Source organism: Bacillus stercoris (assembly GCF_029772985.1).
Taxonomy (GTDB): Bacteria; Bacillota; Bacilli; order Bacillales; family Bacillaceae; genus Bacillus; species Bacillus stercoris.
Genome location: NZ_CP121861.1, coordinates 2,709,772 through 2,732,778, shown reverse-complemented (window position 1 = coordinate 2,732,778; position 23,007 = coordinate 2,709,772). Strand labels below are relative to the sequence as shown.

The 23,007-nt window shown below is 45.6% G+C and carries 20 protein-coding genes, 1 pseudogene, 1 riboswitch and 1 other annotated feature (1 of these 23 only partly in view); all 21 genes and pseudogenes read left to right on the top strand.

All coding sequences use genetic code 11. From position 1 onward, the window contains the following. Window positions 1-198: a binding site (T-box leader), on the top strand (it extends 29 nt beyond the left edge of the window). Between the two features lie 52 nt (window positions 199-250). The 21 genes and pseudogenes from ileS (at window position 251) to sirC (ending at window position 22,989) form a co-directional block, all read left to right on the top strand. Next, complete coding sequence (ileS, locus tag QA442_RS14175; RefSeq protein WP_095431269.1) at window positions 251-3,016, top strand: isoleucine--tRNA ligase; 2,766 nt, start codon at window positions 251-253, stop codon at window positions 3,014-3,016. 145 nt (window positions 3,017-3,161) lie between these two features. Further along, window positions 3,162-3,536 (top strand): sporulation-related RNA polymerase-binding protein YlyA, encoded by a 375-nt coding sequence (gene ylyA, locus QA442_RS14170; protein WP_014476755.1) that lies wholly within the window; start codon window positions 3,162-3,164, stop codon window positions 3,534-3,536. 103 nt (window positions 3,537-3,639) lie between these two features. Beyond that, a complete protein-coding gene (lspA, locus tag QA442_RS14165) occupies window positions 3,640-4,104 on the top strand; it encodes a signal peptidase II (RefSeq protein WP_014663906.1) in 465 nt (154 codons plus the stop codon). Between the two features lies 1 nt (window position 4,105). Next, window positions 4,106-5,017: an RluA family pseudouridine synthase gene (locus tag QA442_RS14160; protein WP_014476756.1), complete on the top strand. Its 912-nt coding sequence runs from the start codon at window positions 4,106-4,108 to the stop codon at window positions 5,015-5,017. A gap of 181 nt (window positions 5,018-5,198) precedes the next feature. After that, window positions 5,199-5,744: a bifunctional pyrimidine operon transcriptional regulator/uracil phosphoribosyltransferase gene (pyrR, locus tag QA442_RS14155; RefSeq protein WP_095431270.1), complete on the top strand. Its 546-nt coding sequence runs from the start codon at window positions 5,199-5,201 to the stop codon at window positions 5,742-5,744. 174 nt (window positions 5,745-5,918) lie between these two features. Beyond that, window positions 5,919-7,226 (top strand): uracil permease PyrP, encoded by a 1,308-nt coding sequence (gene pyrP / locus QA442_RS14150; protein WP_040083209.1) that lies wholly within the window; start codon window positions 5,919-5,921, stop codon window positions 7,224-7,226. A gap of 144 nt (window positions 7,227-7,370) precedes the next feature. Continuing rightward, window positions 7,371-8,285, top strand: a complete 915-nt coding sequence (locus QA442_RS14145; RefSeq protein WP_095431271.1) for an aspartate carbamoyltransferase catalytic subunit — start codon at window positions 7,371-7,373, stop codon at window positions 8,283-8,285. Beyond that, entirely contained in the window at window positions 8,269-9,555 is a 1,287-nt protein-coding gene (locus QA442_RS14140) for a dihydroorotase (protein WP_040083207.1), read from the top strand. Before QA442_RS14145 ends, QA442_RS14140 begins: the two co-directional genes overlap by 17 nt. Then, a complete protein-coding gene (locus QA442_RS14135; RefSeq protein ID WP_095431272.1) occupies window positions 9,552-10,646 on the top strand; it encodes a carbamoyl phosphate synthase small subunit in 1,095 nt (364 codons plus the stop codon). Before QA442_RS14140 ends, QA442_RS14135 begins: the two co-directional genes overlap by 4 nt. Then, on the top strand, window positions 10,631-13,846 hold the full coding sequence (gene carB, locus QA442_RS14130; RefSeq protein WP_095431273.1) for a carbamoyl-phosphate synthase (glutamine-hydrolyzing) large subunit: 3,216 nt from the start codon (window positions 10,631-10,633) through the stop codon (window positions 13,844-13,846). The genes QA442_RS14135 and carB overlap by 16 nt, the downstream gene beginning before the upstream one ends. Beyond that, on the top strand, window positions 13,843-14,613 hold the full coding sequence (gene pyrK / locus QA442_RS14125) for a dihydroorotate oxidase B electron transfer subunit (RefSeq protein WP_095431274.1): 771 nt from the start codon (window positions 13,843-13,845) through the stop codon (window positions 14,611-14,613). The genes carB and pyrK overlap by 4 nt, the downstream gene beginning before the upstream one ends. Further along, entirely contained in the window at window positions 14,613-15,548 is a 936-nt protein-coding gene (locus QA442_RS14120; protein WP_069838792.1) for a dihydroorotate dehydrogenase, read from the top strand. The genes pyrK and QA442_RS14120 overlap by 1 nt, the downstream gene beginning before the upstream one ends. Then, entirely contained in the window at window positions 15,517-16,236 is a 720-nt protein-coding gene (pyrF, locus tag QA442_RS14115) for an orotidine-5'-phosphate decarboxylase (protein ID WP_095431275.1), read from the top strand. Before QA442_RS14120 ends, pyrF begins: the two co-directional genes overlap by 32 nt. Further along, window positions 16,233-16,865 (top strand): orotate phosphoribosyltransferase, encoded by a 633-nt coding sequence (gene pyrE / locus QA442_RS14110; RefSeq protein WP_303621173.1) that lies wholly within the window; start codon window positions 16,233-16,235, stop codon window positions 16,863-16,865. Before pyrF ends, pyrE begins: the two co-directional genes overlap by 4 nt. A 145-nt stretch (window positions 16,866-17,010) precedes the next feature. Beyond that, window positions 17,011-17,116: riboswitch (SAM riboswitch) on the top strand. Window positions 17,117-17,278: 162 nt separating this feature from the next. Then, complete coding sequence (locus QA442_RS14105; protein WP_003238646.1) at window positions 17,279-17,980, top strand: phosphoadenylyl-sulfate reductase; 702 nt, start codon at window positions 17,279-17,281, stop codon at window positions 17,978-17,980. Between the two features lie 11 nt (window positions 17,981-17,991). After that, window positions 17,992-19,056: a sulfate permease gene (cysP, locus tag QA442_RS14100; RefSeq protein WP_095431277.1), complete on the top strand. Its 1,065-nt coding sequence runs from the start codon at window positions 17,992-17,994 to the stop codon at window positions 19,054-19,056. Window positions 19,057-19,104: 48 nt separating this feature from the next. Next, a pseudogene (gene sat / locus QA442_RS14095) lies at window positions 19,105-20,254 on the top strand (sulfate adenylyltransferase). 12 nt (window positions 20,255-20,266) lie between these two features. Beyond that, a complete protein-coding gene (gene cysC, locus QA442_RS14090; RefSeq protein ID WP_015252120.1) occupies window positions 20,267-20,860 on the top strand; it encodes an adenylyl-sulfate kinase in 594 nt (197 codons plus the stop codon). Window positions 20,861-20,959: 99 nt separating this feature from the next. Beyond that, window positions 20,960-21,733, top strand: a complete 774-nt coding sequence (gene cobA, locus QA442_RS14085) for a uroporphyrinogen-III C-methyltransferase (protein WP_014663921.1) — start codon at window positions 20,960-20,962, stop codon at window positions 21,731-21,733. A gap of 1 nt (window position 21,734) precedes the next feature. Then, complete coding sequence (gene sirB / locus QA442_RS14080) at window positions 21,735-22,520, top strand: sirohydrochlorin chelatase (RefSeq protein WP_095431279.1); 786 nt, start codon at window positions 21,735-21,737, stop codon at window positions 22,518-22,520. After that, window positions 22,501-22,989, top strand: coding sequence for a precorrin-2 dehydrogenase (sirC, locus tag QA442_RS14075; protein ID WP_095431280.1), 489 nt, complete (start codon window positions 22,501-22,503; stop codon window positions 22,987-22,989). The genes sirB and sirC overlap by 20 nt, the downstream gene beginning before the upstream one ends. Window positions 22,990-23,007: the final 18 nt, after the last annotated feature.

Sequence of the window (23,007 nt, the reverse complement as noted above, 5' to 3'; positions counted from 1 at the left end):
TTCCTTCAGGCCTTCATAGCGACCCGGAGATGGTGAGAGTCCGGGATGGCCGGAATCATGTAGATCAGCCCTTAAGTTTCCTTTCTGAACTCACAGTAGGTTAGGACGTTCATCACGTTACGATGCTCAAGAGGAAAAAGCGTATGCTGGCTTTTTCTAAAAGGGTGGTACCGCGAGATAAGCTTTCTCGTCCCTTATGGGATGAGAGGGCTTTTTTTATTTTCTGAAAAAATGCAGTGGAGGAATGAAAATGGATTTTAAAGACACGCTCTTAATGCCAAAAACAGATTTCCCGATGCGTGGAAATTTGCCAAACCGTGAGCCTGACATTCAAAAGAAATGGGAGGAAGAGGATATCTATCGTCTTGTGCAGGAACGGACGAAAGACCGCCCGAAATTTGTTTTACATGACGGACCTCCGTATGCTAACGGCGACATTCATATGGGCCACGCGCTTAACAAGATTTTGAAGGATTTCATTGTCCGCTTTAAATCAATGAGCGGCTACAACGCACCGTATGTTCCAGGCTGGGATACACACGGATTGCCAATTGAAACAGCTCTGACAAAAAACAAAAAAGTCAACCGCAAAGAAATGTCAGTAGCGGAATTCCGCAAACTGTGCGAAGAGTACGCTTGGAAGCAAATCGAAGGACAGCGTGAGCAATTTAAACGTCTTGGTGTCCGCGGTGATTGGGAAAACCCATATGTAACATTAAAACCGGAATACGAAGCGCAGCAAATCCGCGTATTTGGTGAAATGGCAAAACGGGGCTACATTTACAAAGGTCTTAAACCGGTTAACTGGTCACCTTCAAGTGAGTCTGCTTTGGCTGAAGCCGAGATCGAATATCAAGACAAACGTTCAGCATCAATTTACGTTGCTTTTGGTGTAAAAGACGGAAAAGGCGTTCTTGAGAATGGAGAACGTATCATCATCTGGACAACAACGCCTTGGACAATTCCGGCGAACCTCGGAATCTCAGTGCACCCTGATCTTGAGTACAGCGTGATTGCAGTAGGTGAAGACCGCTTTGTCGTAGCAAGTGCTTTAGTCGAAAATGTTGCGTCTGCATGCGGATTTGATCAGTATGAAGTGACAAGAACGGTCAAAGGGAAAGACCTTGAGAACATTATCGCTGAACACCCGCTATATGGCAGAGATTCTCTCGTTATGCTTGGTGAACACGTAACAACTGATGCCGGAACAGGCTGTGTTCATACAGCGCCAGGACATGGGGAGGATGACTTTATCATCGGCCAAAAATACGGCTTAGATGTGCTTTGCCCAGTTGATGCAAAAGGTGTCATGACAAGCGAAGCTCCTGGCTTTGAAGGCATGTTCTATGACGATGCAAACAAAGCGATCACACAGCAGCTTGATGAAAAAGGCGCACTTGTGAAGCTTGAATTTATTACTCATTCTTATCCGCACGATTGGAGAACAAAAAAACCAACCATTTTCAGAGCGACAGCGCAATGGTTTGCGTCTATTAAAGATTTCAGATCAGACCTGCTGGACGCCATCAAAGAAACCAAATGGGTTCCTGAATGGGGCGAGCAGCGTTTGCACAACATGGTTCGGGACCGCGGAGACTGGTGTATTTCCAGACAGCGTGCGTGGGGTGTGCCGATTCCGGTATTTTATGCCGAAAATGGGGAACCGATTATTACGGATGAAACCATTGAACATGTTTCTGAATTGTTCAGGCAGCACGGATCAAACATTTGGTTTGAAAAAGAAGCAAAGGATCTTCTTCCGGAAGGGTTTACACATCCTGGAAGCCCGAACGGCACATTTACAAAAGAACAGGATATCATGGATGTTTGGTTTGATTCAGGCTCTTCCCATCAAGCAGTGCTTGAAGAACGTGATGACCTCGTTCGCCCGGCTGATTTATACCTAGAGGGATCTGACCAATATCGCGGCTGGTTTAACTCTTCCCTTTCTACAGCAGTAGCCGTAACAGGGAAAGCGCCGTATAAAGGTGTGCTCAGCCATGGGTTCGCACTGGATGGAGAAGGACGCAAGATGAGTAAATCAATCGGTAACGTTGTTGTTCCGGCTAAAGTTATGAAACAGCTTGGTGCGGACATCTTAAGGTTATGGGTATCTTCAGTGGATTATCAGGCGGATGTTCGCGTGTCTGACGCCATTCTGAAGCAGGTTGCGGAAGTATATCGTAAAATCCGCAATACGTTCCGTTTCCTTCACGGCAACCTTTTCGATTTTGATCCAAAAACAAATGCGGTGGCTGTTGAAGAACTTCGTGAAGTGGATCAGTATATGCTGATTAAGCTGAACAAACTGATTGATAAAGTGAAAAAAGCGTATGATGAGTACGAATTTGCGGTTGTGTATCACAGCATCCATAATTTCTGCACAATCGAATTAAGCTCATTCTATCTCGATTTTGCAAAGGATATTGTTTACATCGAGCATGCGGATCATCCGGATAGACGCAGCATGCAGACAGTATTCTACGAAACGCTTCTTGCATTAGTGAAGCTTTCAGCGCCTATCCTTCCGCATACGGCTGACGAATTATGGTCTCATTTAACATTTGTTGAAGAGCAGAGCGTTCAGCTGACAGATATGCCGGAAACAATCGCAATTCCAAACAGTGAAGCGACTGAAGAAAAATTTGACCGCTTTATGGCTCTTCGTGATGACGTGCTAAAAGCATTAGAAACTGCGCGGAATGAAAAAATTATCGGTAAATCATTGGAAGCTAACCTGAAATTGTATCCAAATAAAGAAAACAAAGAGCTCTTGGCTTCCATTAAAGAAAATCTTTCTCAGCTGTTTATTGTGTCAGAACTGACAATCAGTGAAGAACAGGAAGCGCCGAACGATGCGCAAAGCTTTCCGACGGGTAAAATCGCTGTCGAGAAAGCGGAAGGCGAAATGTGTGAGAGATCACGTGTGATTTCAAAAGATGTAGGGGCAAATCCGAAATATCCTACACTTTCATTACGCAATGCTGAAATCGTTGAAAAATATTATGAAAAATAATGCAAAAGGGGCCCGGCGTAAAAGCCGGGCTTTTTTTGTGCCAAGAGTGACATCCTTTAGAACGGCAGGAAAAATCTTATGGGCTTTAGATCATCATTCATAGGCAACAATAAAGGTACTACGTTAAGAGCAGGAGTTGTGAAGAATGAATGATCAACTGACCGCAATTTACACGGAACTTCTTCTGATGAAAGAAGAATTACAGTCGAGATTATTTGAGTATTCTTGCTTTCAGGTTTCTACAAGCCCGCAAGCAGCAATCAATCATAAACAAAAAGCAACTCTGATCTATCACATTAAAGAAGAGCTTCAAGACGTTCTCCTTGCATTGTCAAAAATCGAAAACGGCACATTCGGATACTGTGAAGAAACCGGGGCCCCCATTCCTCTTTCAAAGCTGGCGGTGCTGCCGACGGCCCGAACAGCAAACGATTTTCTTTATTCTGTCCAATTCGAAAAAAAAACGCTTCCGATATGGAAATCAACGGATATCGAATATGGTCAGGCACTGTATGAATAAACAGTGTCTGACCAGTTAATATGCCTGATATTTCTTTACTCCAGTGCTTTTTATTGATAAAATGCATAATGGATTAAAGTAACCGTAAACTGGAGGAACGTTTGTGCTGTATTATATAATTGCACTACTTATTATTGCAGCCGATCAATTGACAAAATGGCTAGTCGTTAAGAACATGGAACTTGGCCAAAGCATTCCGATCATTGATCAGGTATTCTATATCACCTCCCATCGCAATACGGGTGCTGCATGGGGGATATTAGCGGGTCAGATGTGGTTTTTCTACCTCATAACAACCGCTGTTATTATTGGTATTGTTTATTACATACAGCGTTACACAAAAGGACAAAGGCTTCTTGGCGTTGCCCTTGGGCTTATGCTTGGCGGTGCCATCGGCAACTTTATCGATCGGGCTGTCAGACAAGAAGTTGTGGATTTTATCCATGTTATAATTGTGAATTACAATTACCCGATTTTTAACATCGCGGACTCTTCACTATGTGTCGGCGTAATGCTTTTATTTATACAAATGCTGTTGGACAGCGGGAAAAAGAAAAAGGAGCAATAGCATGAATCAAATTGATATAACCGCTTCAGAAGAACAAAAAAGTGAGCGGATTGATAAATTTTTGGCATCAACTGAGAATGATTGGTCAAGAACCCAGGTTCAGCAATGGGTAAAAGACGGACAGGTTGTCGTGAACGGGAGCGCGGTGAAAGCGAATTATAAAATTCAGCCGGGTGATCAGGTGACCGTCACTGTACCCGAACCGGAAGCGCTCGACGTCCTGGCAGAACCTATGGATCTTGATATTTATTATGAAGATCAGGATGTGCTGGTTGTCAATAAGCCTCGCGGAATGGTTGTACACCCAGCACCCGGTCATCTTACGGGCACACTTGTAAACGGCCTTATGGCTCATTGTACAGACCTTTCCGGAATAAATGGTGTGATGCGGCCGGGGATTGTTCACAGAATCGATAAGGACACGTCCGGCTTATTAATGGTGGCGAAAAATGATATGGCACACGAGTCACTTGTAAACCAATTGGTCAACAAAACGGTCACGCGAAAGTATACGGCTGTTGTCCACGGGCTTATTTCTCATGATGACGGCACAATTGACGCGCCGATCGGGCGGGATAAAAAAGACCGTCAAAGCATGACTGTGACACGTGATGGCAAAAACGCTGTCACTCATTTTCATGTGCTTGAGCGTTTTCAGGACTTTACGTTAGTGGAATGCCAGCTTGAAACAGGGAGAACCCATCAAATTCGTGTTCATATGAAATATATCGGATTCCCATTAGCGGGCGACCCGAAATATGGTCCGAGAAAAACAATCGACTTTAACGGCCAGGCGCTTCACGCGGGCGTTTTAGGTTTTGACCACCCGCGAACAGGAGAATATGTCGAATTTGAAGCGCCGCTTCCTGAGGATATGGCAGAATTAATCGAAACCCTCAGAAAAAACGGTTGACAGAGTGTTTCTTTTCTGAAATAATAAACGAAGCTGAATAGATTCTTTAAAACAGTCCAGAGAGGCTGAGAAGGATAACGGATAGACGGGATGCGTGTATAGTGCGCACCTTGTCCTAAAACCCCTCTATGCTCTGGCAGGAGGGGTTTTTTCTTCTATATAAACTGTGAGGTGTCACACATTGAATCAAAAAGCTGTCATTCTCGACGAACAGGCAATCAGACGGGCCTTGACCAGGATTGCGCACGAAATGATCGAACGCAATAAAGGGATGAATAACTGCATTCTTGTCGGCATTAAGACAAGAGGGATTTACCTGGCAAAACGCCTTGCGGAACGAATTGAACAGATTGAAGGAAATCCTGTTACAGTTGGTGAAATTGATATTACCCTTTACAGAGACGATCTTTCTAAAAAAACGAGCAACGAAGAACCGCTTGTGAAAGGTGCAGATATTCCGGTAGATATCACAGATCAAAAAGTCATTCTTGTTGATGATGTCCTGTATACCGGAAGAACAGTCAGAGCAGGTATGGATGCGCTTGTTGATGTAGGCAGACCTTCCTCCATTCAGCTGGCTGTGCTTGTTGACAGGGGACACCGGGAGCTGCCGATACGAGCGGATTATATTGGGAAAAACATCCCGACATCAAAGGTTGAAAAGGTTATGGTTCAGCTTGTTGAGGTAGATCAAAACGATCTCGTCGCCATTTATGAAAATGAATAATAGATCACCTTTTTAAGGGCAATCCAGAGAGGTTGCAAAGAGGTGCACAACAAAGACCCGAAAAGCATTCGGCAGGTCTTTGTATGCCTCTTTGCGTAAAAATAGCAAAGAGGTTTTTTTATACAGCCATTGAGTCATCCTAAAATGAAAGTCAACAATCAGGGGGAAATCATCATGAGTAAGAAAAAAGTAAATTTAGGGGTCAGGGATGTCCCGACACCTTTCTCTTGGGTTTCATTCAGCCTTCAGCATTTGTTTGCCATGTTTGGCTCAACCATTTTGGTTCCGAAGCTCGTCGGAATGAGTCCTGCTGTGGCGTTGGTGACAAGCGGCATCGGAACACTGGCGTACCTTCTTATTACGAAAGGGCAAATTCCGGCGTATCTCGGTTCATCCTTCGCCTTTATTTCTCCGATCATACTGGTAAAAGCGACCGGCGGGCCGGGAGCGGCAATGGTTGGGGCGTTTCTTGCAGGGCTGGTATACGGGCTGATTGCCTTATTGATCAGGCAGCTTGGCACAGGATGGCTGATGAAGATTCTCCCGCCTGTAGTCGTAGGACCTGTTATTATCGTCATCGGGCTGGGGCTTGCAAGCACTGCGGTAAACATGGCGATGTATGCTGATCCGAATGCGAGTGAATTGGTCTACAGCTTAAAGCACTTCAGTGTTGCAGGCGTTACGCTGGCTATCACGATTATTTGCGCGATTTTCTTGCGAGGATTCTTAAGCCTGATTCCGGTTTTGATCGGAATCATCGGCGGATACCTGTTCGCCCTTACTCAAGGGATTGTCAACTTCCAGCCGGTGCTTGACGCGAAATGGTTCGCAGTGCCTGAATTTATCATCCCGTTCAAAGACTATTCGCCGTCAGTAACACTCGGCATCGCGGCCGCAATGGTACCGGTCGCGTTTGTGACAATGTCGGAGCATATCGGCCACCAAATGGTGCTGAGTAAGGTTGTTGGACAAGATTTCATTAAAAAACCGGGACTGCATCGCTCCATTATGGGTGACAGCGTGGCGACAATTCTTGCTTCTCTGATCGGCGGCCCGCCGACGACGACTTACGGAGAAAACATTGGCGTGCTGGCCATCACAAGGGTATTCAGCGTCTTTGTCATCGGAGGCGCGGCAGTGATTGCCCTTTGCTTCGGCTTTATCGGCAAAATTTCAGCGCTGATCAGTTCAGTGCCGTCAGCGGTCATGGGAGGCGTCTCCTTCCTGCTGTTCGGAATCATTGCTTCAAGCGGTCTGAGAATGCTGATTGACAACAAAATTGATTATGAAAATAACCGAAACCTCATTATCACATCGGTGATCCTTGTGATCGGTGTAGGAGGCGCATTTATCCAAGTATCACAAGGCGGATTCCAAGTGTCAGGGATGGCGCTTGCCGCAATTGTCGGTGTCATCTTAAACCTGATTCTTCCGGAAGCGAAGGAAGAGCAGGCTGACACATCTGAACAACATCATATTTAAAACCTTTTAATGAAAGTCCAGAGAGGCTTGGAAGGGTTATGAAGAGAAGGAAGCTTCAATGCTGCCCTCTATTTAACCATACCCCGAGTCTATCCTAGACCCGGGGTTTTTTCAGCCTTAAGTTGAAATGAGAGGGGAAAGAACATGAAGCATGTAACGACGATGAATGAACTCAGCACTGAGGAAATCAAAGATTTGCTTCACACAGCACAAGACCTCAAAAACGGAAAAACAGACAATCAGCTTACAGGAAAGTTTGCAGCAAACCTGTTTTTCGAACCGAGCACGAGAACGCGGTTCAGCTTCGAGGTCGCAGAAAAAAAGCTGGGCATGAATGTGCTGAACCTTGATGGAACAAGCACAAGCGTACAAAAAGGCGAAACCTTATATGATACGATTCGGACGCTCGAATCAATCGGTGTGGACGTGTGCGTCATCAGGCACAGTGAAGATGAGTATTATCAAGAGCTTGTCAGCCAGGTGAGCATTCCGATTCTGAATGCGGGAGACGGATGCGGCCAGCATCCGACACAATCACTGCTTGATTTAATGACGATTTATGAAGAGTTCAGTACGTTCAAAGGGCTTACCGTCTCCATTCACGGTGACATCAAGCATAGCAGAGTGGCAAGGTCAAATGCGGAAGTGTTGACAAGATTGGGTGCCCGGGTCCTGTTTTCCGGTCCTGCGGAATGGCAGGATGAAGAAAATACATTCGGCACGTATGTCTCAATGGATGAAGCAGTGGAGTCTTCCGATGTCGTCATGCTGCTGCGCATTCAAAATGAACGGCATCAGTCCGGTGTCAGCCAGGAAGGCTATTTAAACAAATTCGGATTGACCGTAGAACGGGCTGAGCGTATGAAGCAGCATGCGATCATCATGCATCCTGCTCCGGTAAACAGAGGAGTGGAGATTGATGACAGCTTAGTAGAAAGCGAAAAATCAAGAATCTTCAAGCAAATGCAAAATGGCGTATTTATCAGAATGGCAGTGATACAGCGTGCCTTACAAACCAATGTGAAAAGAGGAGAAGCATCTTATGTCATATCTCATTAAAAACGGCTGGATACTTAACGAAAATGGTGAAAAAACAGAAGCGGATATCCGAGTGACTGGAGAAACCATTACTGCAATCGGCAAGCTTGATGCAACGGATAATGAAACTGTAATTGATGCAAAAGGTTTGCTTGTTTCACCTGGGTTTGTTGATCTCCACGTTCATTTCAGAGAGCCGGGCGGAGAGAAAAAAGAAACAATTGAAACCGGGGCGAAAGCAGCGGCGCGCGGCGGCTATACAACAGTAGCAGCAATGCCGAATACGCGGCCGGTTCCCGATACAAAGGAGCAGATGGAATGGGTGCAAAACAGAATTAAAGAAACATCATGTGTCAGAGTTCTTCCATATGCATCCATTACGATCAGGCAAATCGGCGATGAAATGACAAACTTTGAAGCGTTAAAAGAAGCCGGGGCATTTGCCTTTACAGATGACGGCGTTGGGATACAGACAGCAGGCATGATGTATGAAGCGATGAAACGGGCAGCCGCAATTGACAAAGCGATTGTTGCACATTGCGAGGACAACTCCTTAATTTACGGAGGAAGCGTACATGAGGGGACATTCTCCAAAGCGAACGGGCTAAACGGCATTCCTTCTGTGTGTGAATCGGTTCATATTGCCCGCGATGTGCTGCTGGCTGAGGCGGCAAACTGCCATTATCATGTATGCCATATCAGCACGAAAGAATCTGTCAGAGTTGTACGCGATGCGAAAAAAGCGGGAATCAGAGTGACAGCAGAAGTGTCGCCGCATCATTTGCTGCTTTGTGATGAGGACATCCCGGGGCTGGACACAAACTATAAAATGAATCCTCCGCTCCGCAGCGCAGAAGACAGGGCTGCTTTAATTGAAGGTCTTTTAGACGGAACGATTGATTTTATCGCAACAGACCATGCACCGCATACGGAAGAAGAGAAAAACACGGAAATGAAGCTGGCGCCATTCGGAATTGTCGGCTTAGAAACAGCATTCCCGCTTCTTTACACACACTTTGTCAAAAATGGCAGCTGGTCATTGAAGCAGCTCATTGACTACATGACAATCAAGCCATGCGAAGCGTTCGGTCTCCCATATGGAACATTACAAACGGGGCAAGTTGCTGACATGACATTAATTGATTTAGAAAAAGAAGCAGTTATAGACAAAGAGACATTTTTATCAAAAGGAAAAAATACACCATTCAATGGCATCAGCTGCACCGGCTGGCCGGTCGCTACAATTGCGGCAGGAAAGCTTGCTTATGAAGAAGGGAGACTTGTCAAATGAAGAGACGATTAGTACTGGAAAACGGAGCGGTATTCGAAGGAGAAGCCTTCGGGAGCTTAGAACACAACATGGGAGAAGTCGTTTTTAATACTGGGATGACAGGCTATCAGGAAATTTTATCTGACCCTTCTTACTGCGGGCAGATCGTAACATTGACATACCCGCTTATCGGAAATTACGGCATTAACCGTGATGATTTTGAATCCATTACCCCTTTTGTCAAAGGGCTGATCATCAAAGAATTATGTGAACTGCCTTCCAACTGGCGTTCAGCATACACATTAGACGAGTACCTAAAAATGAAAAACATTCCCGGACTCCAGGGGATTGATACAAGGAAGCTGACAAGAATGATTCGCACGGCAGGCGCGCTAAAAGGAACATTCGCTTCATCTGATGAAGACATCGAAGCTGTGCTGAAAAGACTGAACGAAACGGAATTGCCAAGAAATCAAGTATCACAAGTATCAGCCAAAACAGCATATCCGAGCCCGGGAAGAGGCAAACGCATTGTCTTGGTTGACTTCGGCATGAAGCACGGGATTCTAAGGGAGCTGAACAAACGGAAATGTGACGTCATCGTTGTGCCTTACAACATTACAGCAGAAGAAGTGCTTCAGCTGAAACCGGACGGCATCATGCTTTCTAACGGACCTGGAGACCCGAAGGATGTGCCTGAAGCGATTGAAATGATTAAAAGGGTTCTCGGAAAAGTGCCTTTATTCGGAATATGTCTCGGCCACCAATTATTCGCGCTGGCGTGCGGGGCGAATACTGAAAAAATGAAATTCGGCCACAGAGGTTCAAACCACCCGGTAAAAGAGCTGGCTACAGGGAAAGTTGCCTTAACATCTCAAAACCATGGTTATACAGTTTCATCTATCAGTGAAACAGAACTTGAAGTGACGCATATCGCAATCAACGACGATACGATTGAAGGGCTGAAGCATAAAACATTGCCGGCATTTACAGTTCAATATCATCCCGAAGCCTCACCTGGTCCTGAGGATGCTAACCATCTATTTGACAGATTCATCGAAATGATCGAAACAACAGAGAAAGAAGGGGAAGCGGTATGCCAAAACGCGTAGACATTAACAAAATTTTAGTAATCGGATCTGGGCCGATCATCATCGGCCAAGCAGCAGAATTTGACTATGCGGGAACGCAAGCCTGTCTTGCTTTAAAAGAAGAAGGCTATGAAGTCATCCTTGTCAACTCAAACCCTGCCACGATCATGACAGATACAGAAATGGCTGATCGGGTTTACATCGAACCGCTCACACCTGAATTCCTGACACGAATCATCAGAAAAGAGCGCCCAGATGCCATTCTTCCTACGCTCGGAGGCCAAACCGGTTTGAATCTTGCGGTTGAGCTTTCTGAAAGAGGCGTTTTGGCAGAATGCGGCGTCGAAGTGCTTGGCACGAAACTGTCTGCGATTCAGCAAGCTGAAGACCGTGACTTGTTCAGAACATTAATGAATGAACTGAATGAACCGGTGCCTGAAAGTGAGATTATCCATTCCCTCGAAGAAGCGGAAAAATTCGTCAGCCAAATTGGATTCCCTGTCATTGTCCGCCCGGCATATACATTAGGCGGAACAGGCGGAGGCATCTGCTCGAATGAAACAGAGCTAAAAGAAATTGTTGAGAACGGCTTGAAATTAAGCCCGGTACACCAATGTCTGCTTGAAAAGAGCATTGCCGGCTATAAAGAAATCGAGTATGAAGTCATGAGAGACAGCCAGGATCACGCCATAGTTGTTTGTAACATGGAAAACATTGATCCGGTTGGAATCCATACTGGAGACAGTATTGTTGTCGCGCCGAGCCAAACACTCAGCGATCGCGAATATCAGCTCCTGCGGAATGTATCGTTAAAACTGATTCGCGCGCTTGGAATCGAAGGCGGATGTAACGTCCAGCTCGCCTTAGATCCAGACAGCTTCCAATATTACATCATTGAAGTAAATCCGCGTGTCAGCCGTTCATCTGCCCTTGCATCAAAAGCAACGGGATACCCGATAGCAAAGCTCGCTGCTAAAATTGCAGTCGGCCTTTCATTAGATGAAATGATGAACCCGGTAACAGGAAAAACATATGCAGCATTTGAACCTGCTCTTGACTATGTCGTATCCAAAATTCCGCGCTGGCCGTTTGATAAATTTGAATCAGCAAACAGAAAGCTCGGCACGCAAATGAAAGCGACTGGTGAGGTCATGGCGATCGGCCGCACGCTTGAAGAATCATTGCTGAAGGCTGTGCGTTCACTGGAAGCTGATGTGTATCATCTTGAATTGAAGGACGCTGCTGACATTTCAGATGAACTTCTTGAAAAGCGAATTAAAAAGGCCGGTGATGAACGCTTATTCTACTTAGCTGAAGCGTACAGAAGAGGTTACACGGTAGAAGACCTCCATGAATTTTCCGCTATCGATGTCTTCTTCCTGCATAAGCTGTTCGGAATCGTACAGTTTGAAAAAGAATTGAAGGCGAATACGGGCGATACAGATGTGCTGAGACGGGCAAAAGAACTCGGCTTCTCTGACCAGTACATCAGCCGCGAGTGGAAAATGAAAGAATCCGATCTATACAGCTTGAGAAAACAAACGGGGATTGCGCCGGTATTCAAGATGGTAGATACGTGCGCGGCGGAATTTGAGTCAGAAACGCCATACTTCTATAGCACATATGAAGAAGAAAATGAATCTGTCGTTACAGATAAGAAAAGTGTGATGGTGCTTGGTTCGGGTCCGATTCGAATCGGTCAGGGTGTCGAGTTCGACTATGCGACTGTTCACTCTGTATGGGCAATTAAACAAGCAGGCTATGAAGCCATTATTGTCAATAACAACCCGGAAACCGTTTCAACAGACTTCAGCATCTCAGACAAGCTGTATTTCGAACCGCTTACGATTGAAGATGTTATGCACATCATTGACCTCGAACAGCCAATAGGCGTTGTCGTACAATTTGGCGGACAAACTGCGATTAACCTTGCTGACGAGCTTTCTGCGCGCGGAGTGAAAATCCTTGGAACTTCATTAGAAGATTTAGACCGTGCGGAAGACCGGGATAAATTTGAACAAGCGCTTGGAGAACTTGGTGTTCCGCAGCCACTTGGCAAAACAGCGACATCGGTTGATCAGGCAGTAAGCATCGCGAGTGATATCGGATACCCGGTATTGGTGCGCCCTTCCTATGTACTTGGCGGCCGGGCGATGGAGATTGTGTATCATGAAGAAGAGCTGCTTCATTACATGAAAAACGCAGTCAAAATCAATCCGCAGCACCCTGTATTAATTGACAGATATTTGACTGGGAAAGAAATTGAAGTTGATGCAGTATCTGACGGTGAAACAGTCGTCATTCCGGGAATTATGGAGCACATTGAACGTGCGGGCGTTCACTCCGGAGACTCGATCGCTGTTTATCCGCCTCAATCGCTCACTGAGGACATTAAGAAAAAAATTGAACAATACACGATCGCACTTGCTAAAGGGCTGAACATTGTCGGTTTGCTCAATATTCAATTCGTCTTATCACAAGGCGAGGTGTACGTGCTCGAAGTGAACCCGAGATCAAGCAGAACCGTACCGTTCTTAAGCAAAATTACGGGTATCCCAATGGCGAATCTCGCAACAAAAATCATTCTCGGTCAAAAGCTGGCTGCGTTTGGCTATACAGAGGGCCTTCAGCCTGAGCAGCAAGGTGTATTTGTAAAAGCGCCGGTCTTCTCCTTCGCCAAGCTGAGAAGAGTGGACATTACGTTAGGGCCTGAAATGAAATCAACAGGTGAAGTCATGGGGAAAGATTCGACCCTTGAAAAGGCGCTCTATAAAGCCTTGATTGCTTCAGGTATTCAAATCCCGAACTACGGTTCCGTGCTTTTAACAGTAGCTGATAAGGACAAAGAAGAAGGGCTTGCCATTGCTAAGCGGTTCCACGCGATTGGCTACAACATTTTAGCGACGGAAGGAACGGCAGGCTACCTGAAAGAAGCTTCTATTCCAGCGAAGGTTGTCGGAAAAATCGGTCAGGATGGTCCGAACCTGCTTGATGTCATCAGAAACGGTGAAGCACAGTTTGTCATCAATACGCTGACAAAAGGAAAGCAGCCGGCAAGAGACGGATTTAGAATCAGACGTGAATCAGTAGAAAATGGTGTTGCCTGCTTAACATCATTAGATACGGCAGAGGCGATATTGCGAGTGCTGGAAAGCATGACATTCCGCGCTGATCAAATGCCGGCAGTCAACACAAATCAGGAGGCGGCAGTCACTATATGAAAAAAGCGTATTTGACAGTATGTTCTAACCAGCAAATTGCAGACCGGGTGTATCAAATGGTTCTGAAAGGGGAGCTTGTCCAAGGGTTTACAACCCCGGGGCAGTTCCTTCATCTTAAAGTGAGCGAAGCGGTTACGCCTCTTTTGAGGAGGCCAATCAGCATCGCCGACGTCAATTTTGAAAAAAGTGAAGTCACCATCATTTATCGAGTAGATGGGGAAGGTACAAGGCTATTGTCTCTGAAACAGCAGGGAGAGCTTGTGGATGTCCTCGGGCCTTTGGGAAATGGCTTTCCTGTCAATGAAGTCCAACCCGGAAAGACGGCTTTGCTGGTAGGAGGCGGTGTAGGTGTGCCGCCTCTCCAAGAGCTGTCGAAACGCTTGATTGAAAAAGGGGTAAATGTCATCCACGTTTTAGGATTCCAATCGGCAAAGGATGTTTTTTACGAGAAAGAATGCCGGCAGTATGGAGACACGTTTGTGGCAACAGCTGACGGAAGCTACGGGGAAACCGGATTTGTCACAGATGTGATTAAACGGAAACATCTAGAGTTTGATATCCTTCTCAGCTGCGGGCCGACACCGATGCTCAAGGCGCTAAAACAGGAATATGCCCATAAAGAAGTATATTTGTCCATGGAGGAACGAATGGGCTGCGGAATCGGCGCATGCTTCGCGTGTGTGTGCCATACAAACGAAAGTGAGACATCCTATGTAAAAGTATGTCTCGACGGGCCTGTATTTAAAGCTCAGGAGGTGGCGCTGTAATGCTCAAGGTGAAATTGCCGGGACTTGATTTGAAAAATCCAATCATTCCTGCATCAGGCTGCTTCGGTTTTGGAAAAGAATTTTCACGTTTTTATGATTTGTCTTGTCTTGGAGCCATCATGATTAAGGCTACGACAAAGGAGCCTCGCTTCGGGAATCCGACGCCGCGGGTAGCTGAGACTGGTGCTGGAATGCTTAATGCGATCGGTCTCCAAAATCCGGGGCTGGATAGCGTGTTGCATCATGAACTGCCGTGGCTTGAGCAGTTTGATACGCCGATCATTGCCAATGTCGCAGGTTCTCAAGTCGAGGATTATGTTGAAGTCGCAGAGCAAATCAGCAAAGCGCCTAATGTTCATGCACTTGAATTGAATATTTCCTGCCCGAATGTGAAAACAGGCGGAATCGCTTTTGGCACGAACCCTGAAATGGCTGCCGATTTGACAAAAGCGGTGAAAGAGGTTTCAAATGTACCCGTTTATGTGAAGCTTTCCCCGAACGTGGCTAATATCACAGAAATTGCATTAGCGATCGAGGAAGCGGGAGCGGACGGCCTTACGATGATCAACACACTAATCGGCATGAGACTCGATTTAAAAACCGGCAAACCGATATTAGCGAATAAAACAGGAGGACTTTCCGGCCCTGCTGTGAAGCCGGTTGCCATTCGCATGGTGTATGAAGTCAGCCAGGCGGTCAACATCCCGATTATCGGAATGGGAGGCGTGCAGTCGGCCGAAGATGCCCTGGAATTTCTTCTCGCTGGAGCAAGCGCGGTCGCTGTCGGAACAGCAAACTTTGTGAATCCTTTTGCGTGTCCAGAGATTATTGAACAGCTTCCATCTGTTTTGCGCCAATACGGCTATCAATCAATTGAAGAATGCATCGGAAGGAGCTGGAATCATGAAAAACAACCTGCCCATCATCGCGCTTGATTTTGCATCAGCTGAAGAAACACTTGCGTTCTTAACGCCTTTTCAGCAAGAACCGTTATTTGTAAAGGTTGGAATGGAGCTTTTTTACCAAGAAGGACCATCTATCGTGAAACAGCTAAAAGAAAGAAACTGCGAGCTGTTTTTGGATCTAAAGCTTCATGACATTCCGACCACTGTAAACAAGGCGATGAAGCGTCTTGCCAGTCTCGGCGTAGACCTCGTCAATGTTCATGCGGCCGGGGGCAAAAAAATGATGCAAGCAGCTCTTGAAGGCTTAGAAGAAGGTACGCCGGCGGGGAAAAAACGCCCGTCACTTATTGCGGTAACCCAGCTGACAAGCACATCTGAACAAATCATGAAGGATGAACTGCTGATCGAAAAGCCTCTGATCGATACGGTTGTGCACTACAGCAAACAGGCGGAAGAAAGCGGACTGGATGGAGTGGTCTGCTCTGTTCATGAAGCAAACGCCATTTACCAAGCAGTGTCGCCTTCATTTCTGACTGTCACTCCAGGGATCAGAATGTCAGAGGATGCTGCGAATGACCAAGTCCGCGTGGCGACACCTGCAATTGCAAGAGAAAAAGGTTCATCAGCGATTGTAGTAGGACGCTCGATTACAAAAGCGGAAGATCCGGTAAAAGCCTATAAGGCTGTCAGACTTGAATGGGAGGGAATCAAATCTTGAAACAAATCATCGCAAAACATCTATTAGACATCCAAGCAGTATTTTTACGTCCGAACGAGCCGTTCACATGGGCAAGCGGCATTTTATCACCAATCTACTGTGACAACCGCCTGACGCTATCTTTCCCAGAGGTCAGAAATGATGTCGCCTCAGGCATCAGCAAGCTTGTCAAAGAGCATTTTCCCGAAGCTGAAATGATAGCAGGAACAGCAACTGCGGGTATTCCTCATGCTGCTCTGGCGGCTGACCGTTTGAATCTTCCGATGTGTTATGTGAGGAGCAAGCCGAAAGCGCACGGAAAAGGCAATCAGATTGAGGGAGCTGTGCAGAAAGGGCAAAAAACGGTCGTTATTGAAGACTTAATCTCCACAGGAGGCAGCGTGCTTGAAGCTTGTGTAGCTTTACAAGCGGCTGGCTGTGAGGTGCTTGGTGTCGTCTCAATCTTTACGTACGGACTTCCCAAAGCAGAAGAAGCCTTCGCAAAGGCAGAACTGCCATACTACTCATTAACTGATTACGATACGCTCACAGAGGTCGCACTTGAGAACGGAAATATTCATTCAGATGATCTAAAAAAGCTGAAAACATGGAAACGAAATCCCGAGTCAAAAGATTGGTTTAAAAAATAAAAAATAAATTCCAACGATGTAAAGAGGCTTCAAAGCCTTGCTGTACTTAAAAACAGGCCATGAGGCCTGTTTTTTTATTAATCCTATAAAAAAAGTCGGGTTGACTTATGTTAGAATTGTGCTAAAATTTACTACAAATCTGAAAAACTTATCAAGAGCGGCTGAGGGACTGGACCTATGAAGCCCGGCAACCTGCATAGTTTGTAAGGTGCTACTTCCAGCAAAATGAATTCCATTTTGAAAGATAAGGGCTACATGCTGTTCCTGTCTTTCTTTCCGCCGGATTGAAAGTTTTTTATTTTAAGAGGCAAAAAGGCTGTTTGAAATCACCAGCCAAGAATCACATTACAATTGGGAAAAGACAACCGGCAGGAAGCTACTGTTTGTTTGTCTCCGAAAGGAGGAAAGAAGAAATGTTAACGTATGATAATTGGGAAGAACCAACGATTACATTTCCGGAAGACGATCCTTATAAAGGAGCGCTGTCAGTTTTAAAGTGGGCATACGGCCATTACGGCAACCAGCTTGTTTATGCCTGCAGTTTCGGAATTGAGGGAATCGTTTTGATTGACTTAATTTATAAAGTGAAAAAAGACGCAGAGATTGTGTTTCTTGATACAGGACTTCATTTTAAAGAGACCTATGAAACAATTGAACGAGTGAAAGAGCGTTATCCAGGTCTTAACATCATCCTGAAAAAACCAGACCTCACCCTTGAGGAACAAGCCGAAGAATATGGTGACAAACTGTGGGAAAGAGAGCCGAATCAGTGCTGCTACCTTAGAAAGGTCGTTCCTTTAAGAGAGGCGCTTTCAGGACATCCAGCCTGGCTTTCCGGTCTGCGCCGTGATCAAGGGCCAAGCCGTGCCAATACGAATTTCTTAAACAAAGATGAAAAATTCAAGTCAGTAAAAGTTTGCCCGCTCATCCATTGGACTTGGAAAGACATTTGGAGATACACATCACGGAATGAACTGGACTACAATCCGCTTCATGACCAAGGATACCCAAGTATTGGCTGCGCGCCTTGCACTGCTCCCGCTTTTACCGCAGAGGATCTGCGTTCAGGCAGATGGAATGGTATGGCGAAAACAGAATGCGGACTGCATGAATAAGGAGCTGCAAAATGGAACTAGCCGCTATTTTATTTAGCTTGTTTTTCGCGATGAATATTGGTGCAAGCGGCGCTGCAGCTTCGATGGGAGTTGCTTACGGCTCTGGAGCCATCAAAAAGAAAACTTACGCTTTGATCCTATGCGCAGTCGGTGTCTTGGCCGGGGCGGTCATTGGCGGAGGCGAGGTCGTAAAAACAATCAGCTCTGGCATTATCCCCGAACAGACGATTACACTGACGATTGTTTGCATCATTATTGGAGCTGCTGCGCTGTCGCTCTTTACGGCAAATCTGCTCGGCATTCCTTTATCGACAAGTGAAGTGACGGTCGGCGCGGTTGTCGGCGTGGGAGTGGCTTATAAAGTATTGTTGGTGAATAATCTTCTGATCATTGTGACATTTTGGGTTTTTGTCCCGCTGTTCGCTTTTGGCTTCACCTATTTCGTATCTAAGCTGTTTCGTTATTTTAAGATTGAAGTGAAATCTTCTAAAAAGCAAAAAATCCTCGGCATTGTTTTGTTAGTTGCCGGATTTTTCGAAGCATTCTCTGCCGGCATGAATAATGTGGCGAATGCCGTTGGCCCGTTAGTGGCTGCCGGTGTGCTTGATGTCGTAAAAGGGACCTTGTACGGAGGAGCTTTTGTTGCGCTCGGCGCACTGTTATTAGGTCGGCGTGTATTAGAAACAAACGGGAAGAAAATTACGAGATTTTCAAAAGGAGAAGGCATTCTCTTATCCGGCACAGGAGCGGGACTGGTAATAATCAGTTCTGTATTTGGGATGCCGGTGCCCTTGGCGCAAGTCACGTCATCGTCTATTATCGGCATAGGCATGGCAAAAAACGGTCCGAACGTGTTCCATAAACAAGTTGTTCAAACGATGCTGAAGGTATGGATCGTATCGCCGTTTTTATCTTTATCGATTTCTTATCTGCTTGTATCCTTGTTTTTAAAAGCGGATTATTATTCGATCTTTATCATGGTAAGTGTGCTTTTAGCGGCGGGCGGTGCCGTAAGCCTGACAAAGGCCATTCGTAAAGAGAGACGCTCAGTCCACGAACAAGGCGGGGGAATCTGAACATTAATCTGAGTAATTTTATAAGTTAACTAGGAGGAGATGGATGTTATGAGCTTAGCACCACACGGAGGTACATTAGTAAACAGAGTAGATGAATCATATGATGTGAGCAGCATTCAAAAAGAAATTGAACTTGATTTAATTTCTTTCGCGGATTTGGAATTGATCGGTATCGGCGCATACAGCCCGATTGAAGGTTTCTTTAATGAAAAAGATTACGAATCTGTTGTCGAAAACATGCGTCTTTCTTCCGGCGTTATCTGGTCTCTTCCAATCACACTTCCGGTCGATGCGCAAAAAGCAGCGGAACTGTCAGTTGGCGAAACGGTAAAGTTAACGTATGAAGGAGACACATACGGCGTTATCCAAATCGAAGACCTGTATGTGCCTGACAAACAAAAAGAAGCTATCAATGTGTACAAAACGGATGAGCAGGAGCATCCGGGTGTTAAAAAACTGTTCAGCCGCGGCAATACATATGTCGGCGGACCGATCACGTTGATTAAAAAAGCTTCAAAACAGTTCCCTGAGTTTACTTTTGAACCTAAGAGAAACAAGACGCCAGTTTGCTGAAAAAGGCTGGGAAACGATTGTCGGCTTCCAAACAAGAAACCCTGTTCACAGAGCGCATGAATACATTCAAAAAACGGCTCTTGAAACAGTAGACGGCTTGTTCTTGAATCCGTTAGTAGGTGAAACAAAATCCGATGACATCCCAGCTGATGTACGGATGGAAAGCTACCAAGTTCTTCTTGATCATTATTACCCGAAAGATCGCGTGTTCCTTGGTGTCTTCTTGGCGGCGATGCGTTATGCAGGCCCGAGAGAAGCAATTTTCCACGCGCTTGTCAGAAAGAACTATGGCTGCACACATTTCATCGTTGGCCGTGATCATGCAGGTGTAGGTGACTATTACGGAACATACGAAGCACAGGAGCTGTTTGACACATTCAAACCTGAAGAACTCGGGATTACACCGCTGAAATTCGAGCACAGCTTCTTCTGTAAAAAATGCGGAAATATGGGAACAGCGAAAACATGCCCTCATGGCAGAGAGCATCACGTCATTTTATCAGGCACTAAGGTAAGAGGTATGCTGAGAGACGGTGTGCTGCCTCCTGCCGAATTCAGCCGAAAAGAAGTCGTAGAAGTGTTAATCAAAGGGATGAAGAAAAAAGAAGAAGTAGGCGTATCTTAAGGAGGACTGGCAGTGACAAATCGCGATATTGTATGGCATGAAGCCTCTATCACAAAAGAAGAGTACCAGCAAAAAAACAAGCATAAAAGCTCCATTCTCTGGCTGACAGGGTTAAGCGGCTCAGGCAAATCAACCATTGCCAACGCCGCTGCGAGAGAATTGTTTGAGCAAGGCTACCAAGTCATTGTGCTGGACGGGGATAATATCCGTCACGGCTTAAATAAGGATCTTGGTTTTTCTGATGAAGACCGAAAAGAAAACATCCGCCGAATCGGAGAGGTGGCAAAACTTTTTGTTCAGCAGGGAACCATTGTCATTACTGCTTTTATCTCTCCTTTCCGCGAGGACAGACAACAGGTTCGCGAGCTTGTGGAAGCTGGCGAATTCAATGAAGTATACATTAAATGTGACCTTGATATTTGTGAACAAAGAGATCCGAAAGGGCTCTACAAAAAAGCAAGAAACGGAGAGATTCCGTTTTTTACAGGAATTGATTCTCCTTATGAGGAACCGGAAGCGCCAGAGCTCGTTCTTGATTCAGGACAGCATGACCGTGAAGCGTGTAAAAATCAGCTGATCGAGTTTGTCAAACAAAAATTGAGCTGAATATGATCTGCTGCGTTCTTCTCAGATGCCGGAATGCAAGCGAGAACAACATCACAAGTGAATGTTCTGGAAGAACTCGAATAGATCGGGGGAAATACGATGGGAAAAGTATATATTGTAGGAGCGGGTCCCGGTGATCCTGATCTGCTGACGATTAAAGCGCTGAAAGCCATTGAAAAAGCTGATGTTATCTTATATGACAGATTAGTAAATAAAGAGATTTTACAATATGCCAAAGAGCAAGCAGACCTGATCTACTGCGGGAAGCTTCCAGATTTTCATACGATGAAGCAGGAAACCATCAATCGATTTCTTGTGAAGTATGCGCAAAAAGGGAAAATAGTTGTCAGACTGAAAGGCGGTGACCCTTTTGTGTTCGGCAGGGGAGGGGAAGAAGCGGAATGCCTCTCTGAAAATGGCATACCGTTTGAAATCATCCCTGGCATTACGTCAGGAATCGCGGCAGCCGCTTATGCCGGGATTCCTGTTACTCATCGGGATGCGGGCTCTAACGTCGCATTTGTAACGGGTCATTATAAAAGTGATGAAGATTTTGAGGAAAAGTGGAAAGCTCTGGCTACAGGAATTGATACACTTGTCATCTATATGGGTATCAAAAACGTGCAGCAGATTGAAAGAAAACTCCTTGAAAACGGCCGGGACGGTTCTACGCCGGCAGCCTTTATTCATTGGGGAACAACGGACAAGCAAAAATCTGTTTTTTGTACAGTTGACACCCTTTCAGAAACAGTGATAAAAGAAAACATTACAAATCCGAGTTTAATTGTCATTGGAAATGTTGTAAATTATCACTATAAGCTGGAATGGTTTGAATCTGAACTGAAAAAACAAGATTTAAGCGAGGCGTTGTAAAATGAAACAAGCGATTTTATATGTCGGCCACGGCAGCCGGGTCAAAAAAGCTCAGCAAGAAGCCGCAGCCTTTTTGGAAGGGTGTAAGGCACACATCTCTGTGCCAGTACAAGAAATCAGCTTTTTAGAGCTTCAGGAGCCGACAATTGAGACAGGATTTGAAGCATGTGTGAAGCAAGGCGCCACTCATATCGCAGTGGTGCCTCTGCTTCTTTTAACAGCTGCTCATGCAAAACATGATATTCCGGAAGAAATTGCGCGTGCTGCATCCCGATTTCCGTCAGTCCATATTTCATACGGAAAGCCGATCGGGATTGACGAAGAAGTAGTCAAGGCTGTATATCACAGAATGAAAGACATTGGTGTTCCGTATGAAAATGCCAGAGTGGTGCTCATCGGAAGGGGAAGTTCAGATCCAGATGTCAAAAGAGACGTGACCGGTATTGCTCATCTTCTTCAGGAAATGGTTCCAGTCAAGGAAGTCATTCCGTGCTTTTTGACAGCATGCGGCCCGAATTACAAAGAGGTTTTTTCAGAACTTGAAAAAGATGACGGCATAACAACCTTTATCGTTCCGTATTTGCTCTTTACGGGTATGCTGATGAATGAAATCGAACGAGAGGTTCAGACATTAAAAGCTCATAATCCGAATGTCTACCTCTCTTCTTATATCGGTTTCCACCCTCATGTGAAGAGCGCATTTTTAAACCGTGTGAGAGAAACTGCGGCAAATCCTGAGGGACAATTTGATTTTGATGGAGGTTCATATGCTTCCGCTGCACATTAGCCTGGAAAAGAAGAAGGTTGTCATTGCGGGGGGCGGCAGCATCGCTCTCAGAAGACTGAAAACGGTGATTTCTGAAGGAGCTGATATAACGCTTGTCAGTCCGGATGTTGAACCGGAAATCAAGCAAATGGCAGAAGATCGACGCATCAAATGGAAAAAACGGACGATCGAAAAAGAAGATTATCTCAATGCTTTTTTCATTATTGCCGCGACGGATGATGCGGCAGTGAACAAAGAAATTGCCCAATCCGCTTCGCCTTTTCAGCTTGTCAATTGTGTCAGTGACGCTGAGCTTGGCAATGTATATATGCCGAAAATCGTAAAAAGAGGGCATGTCACGGTGTCCGTTTCTACAAGCGGAGCCAGTCCAAAGCACACAAAAGAGCTTGCTGAAAACGTGGATAAGCTGATTGACGGCGAATTTGTTGCTGAAGTGGATAGGCTTTATCAAGTGAGAAGAAAGAAATAAGCCAGAGCATACAAAGGC

Bases quoted from the DNA above. Each gene is read 5' to 3' on its own strand.
- ileS (WP_095431269.1), top strand. From the start codon at position 251: ATGGATTTTAAAGACACGCTCTTAATGCCAAAAACAGATTTCCCGATG.
- ylyA (WP_014476755.1), top strand. From the start codon at position 3,162: ATGAATGATCAACTGACCGCAATTTACACGGAACTTCTTCTGATGAAA.
- QA442_RS14160 (WP_014476756.1), top strand. From the start codon at position 4,106: ATGAATCAAATTGATATAACCGCTTCAGAAGAACAAAAAAGTGAGCGG.
- pyrP (WP_040083209.1), top strand. From the start codon at position 5,919: ATGAGTAAGAAAAAAGTAAATTTAGGGGTCAGGGATGTCCCGACACCT.
- QA442_RS14145 (WP_095431271.1), top strand. From the start codon at position 7,371: ATGAAGCATGTAACGACGATGAATGAACTCAGCACTGAGGAAATCAAA.
- QA442_RS14140 (WP_040083207.1), top strand. From the start codon at position 8,269: ATGTCATATCTCATTAAAAACGGCTGGATACTTAACGAAAATGGTGAA.
- QA442_RS14135 (WP_095431272.1), top strand. From the start codon at position 9,552: ATGAAGAGACGATTAGTACTGGAAAACGGAGCGGTATTCGAAGGAGAA.
- carB (WP_095431273.1), top strand. From the start codon at position 10,631: ATGCCAAAACGCGTAGACATTAACAAAATTTTAGTAATCGGATCTGGG.
- pyrK (WP_095431274.1), top strand. From the start codon at position 13,843: ATGAAAAAAGCGTATTTGACAGTATGTTCTAACCAGCAAATTGCAGAC.
- QA442_RS14120 (WP_069838792.1), top strand. From the start codon at position 14,613: ATGCTCAAGGTGAAATTGCCGGGACTTGATTTGAAAAATCCAATCATT.
- pyrF (WP_095431275.1), top strand. From the start codon at position 15,517: ATGAAAAACAACCTGCCCATCATCGCGCTTGATTTTGCATCAGCTGAA.
- QA442_RS14105 (WP_003238646.1), top strand. From the start codon at position 17,279: ATGTTAACGTATGATAATTGGGAAGAACCAACGATTACATTTCCGGAA.
- cysP (WP_095431277.1), top strand. From the start codon at position 17,992: ATGGAACTAGCCGCTATTTTATTTAGCTTGTTTTTCGCGATGAATATT.
- cobA (WP_014663921.1), top strand. From the start codon at position 20,960: ATGGGAAAAGTATATATTGTAGGAGCGGGTCCCGGTGATCCTGATCTG.
- sirB (WP_095431279.1), top strand. From the start codon at position 21,735: ATGAAACAAGCGATTTTATATGTCGGCCACGGCAGCCGGGTCAAAAAA.
- sirC (WP_095431280.1), top strand. From the start codon at position 22,501: ATGCTTCCGCTGCACATTAGCCTGGAAAAGAAGAAGGTTGTCATTGCG.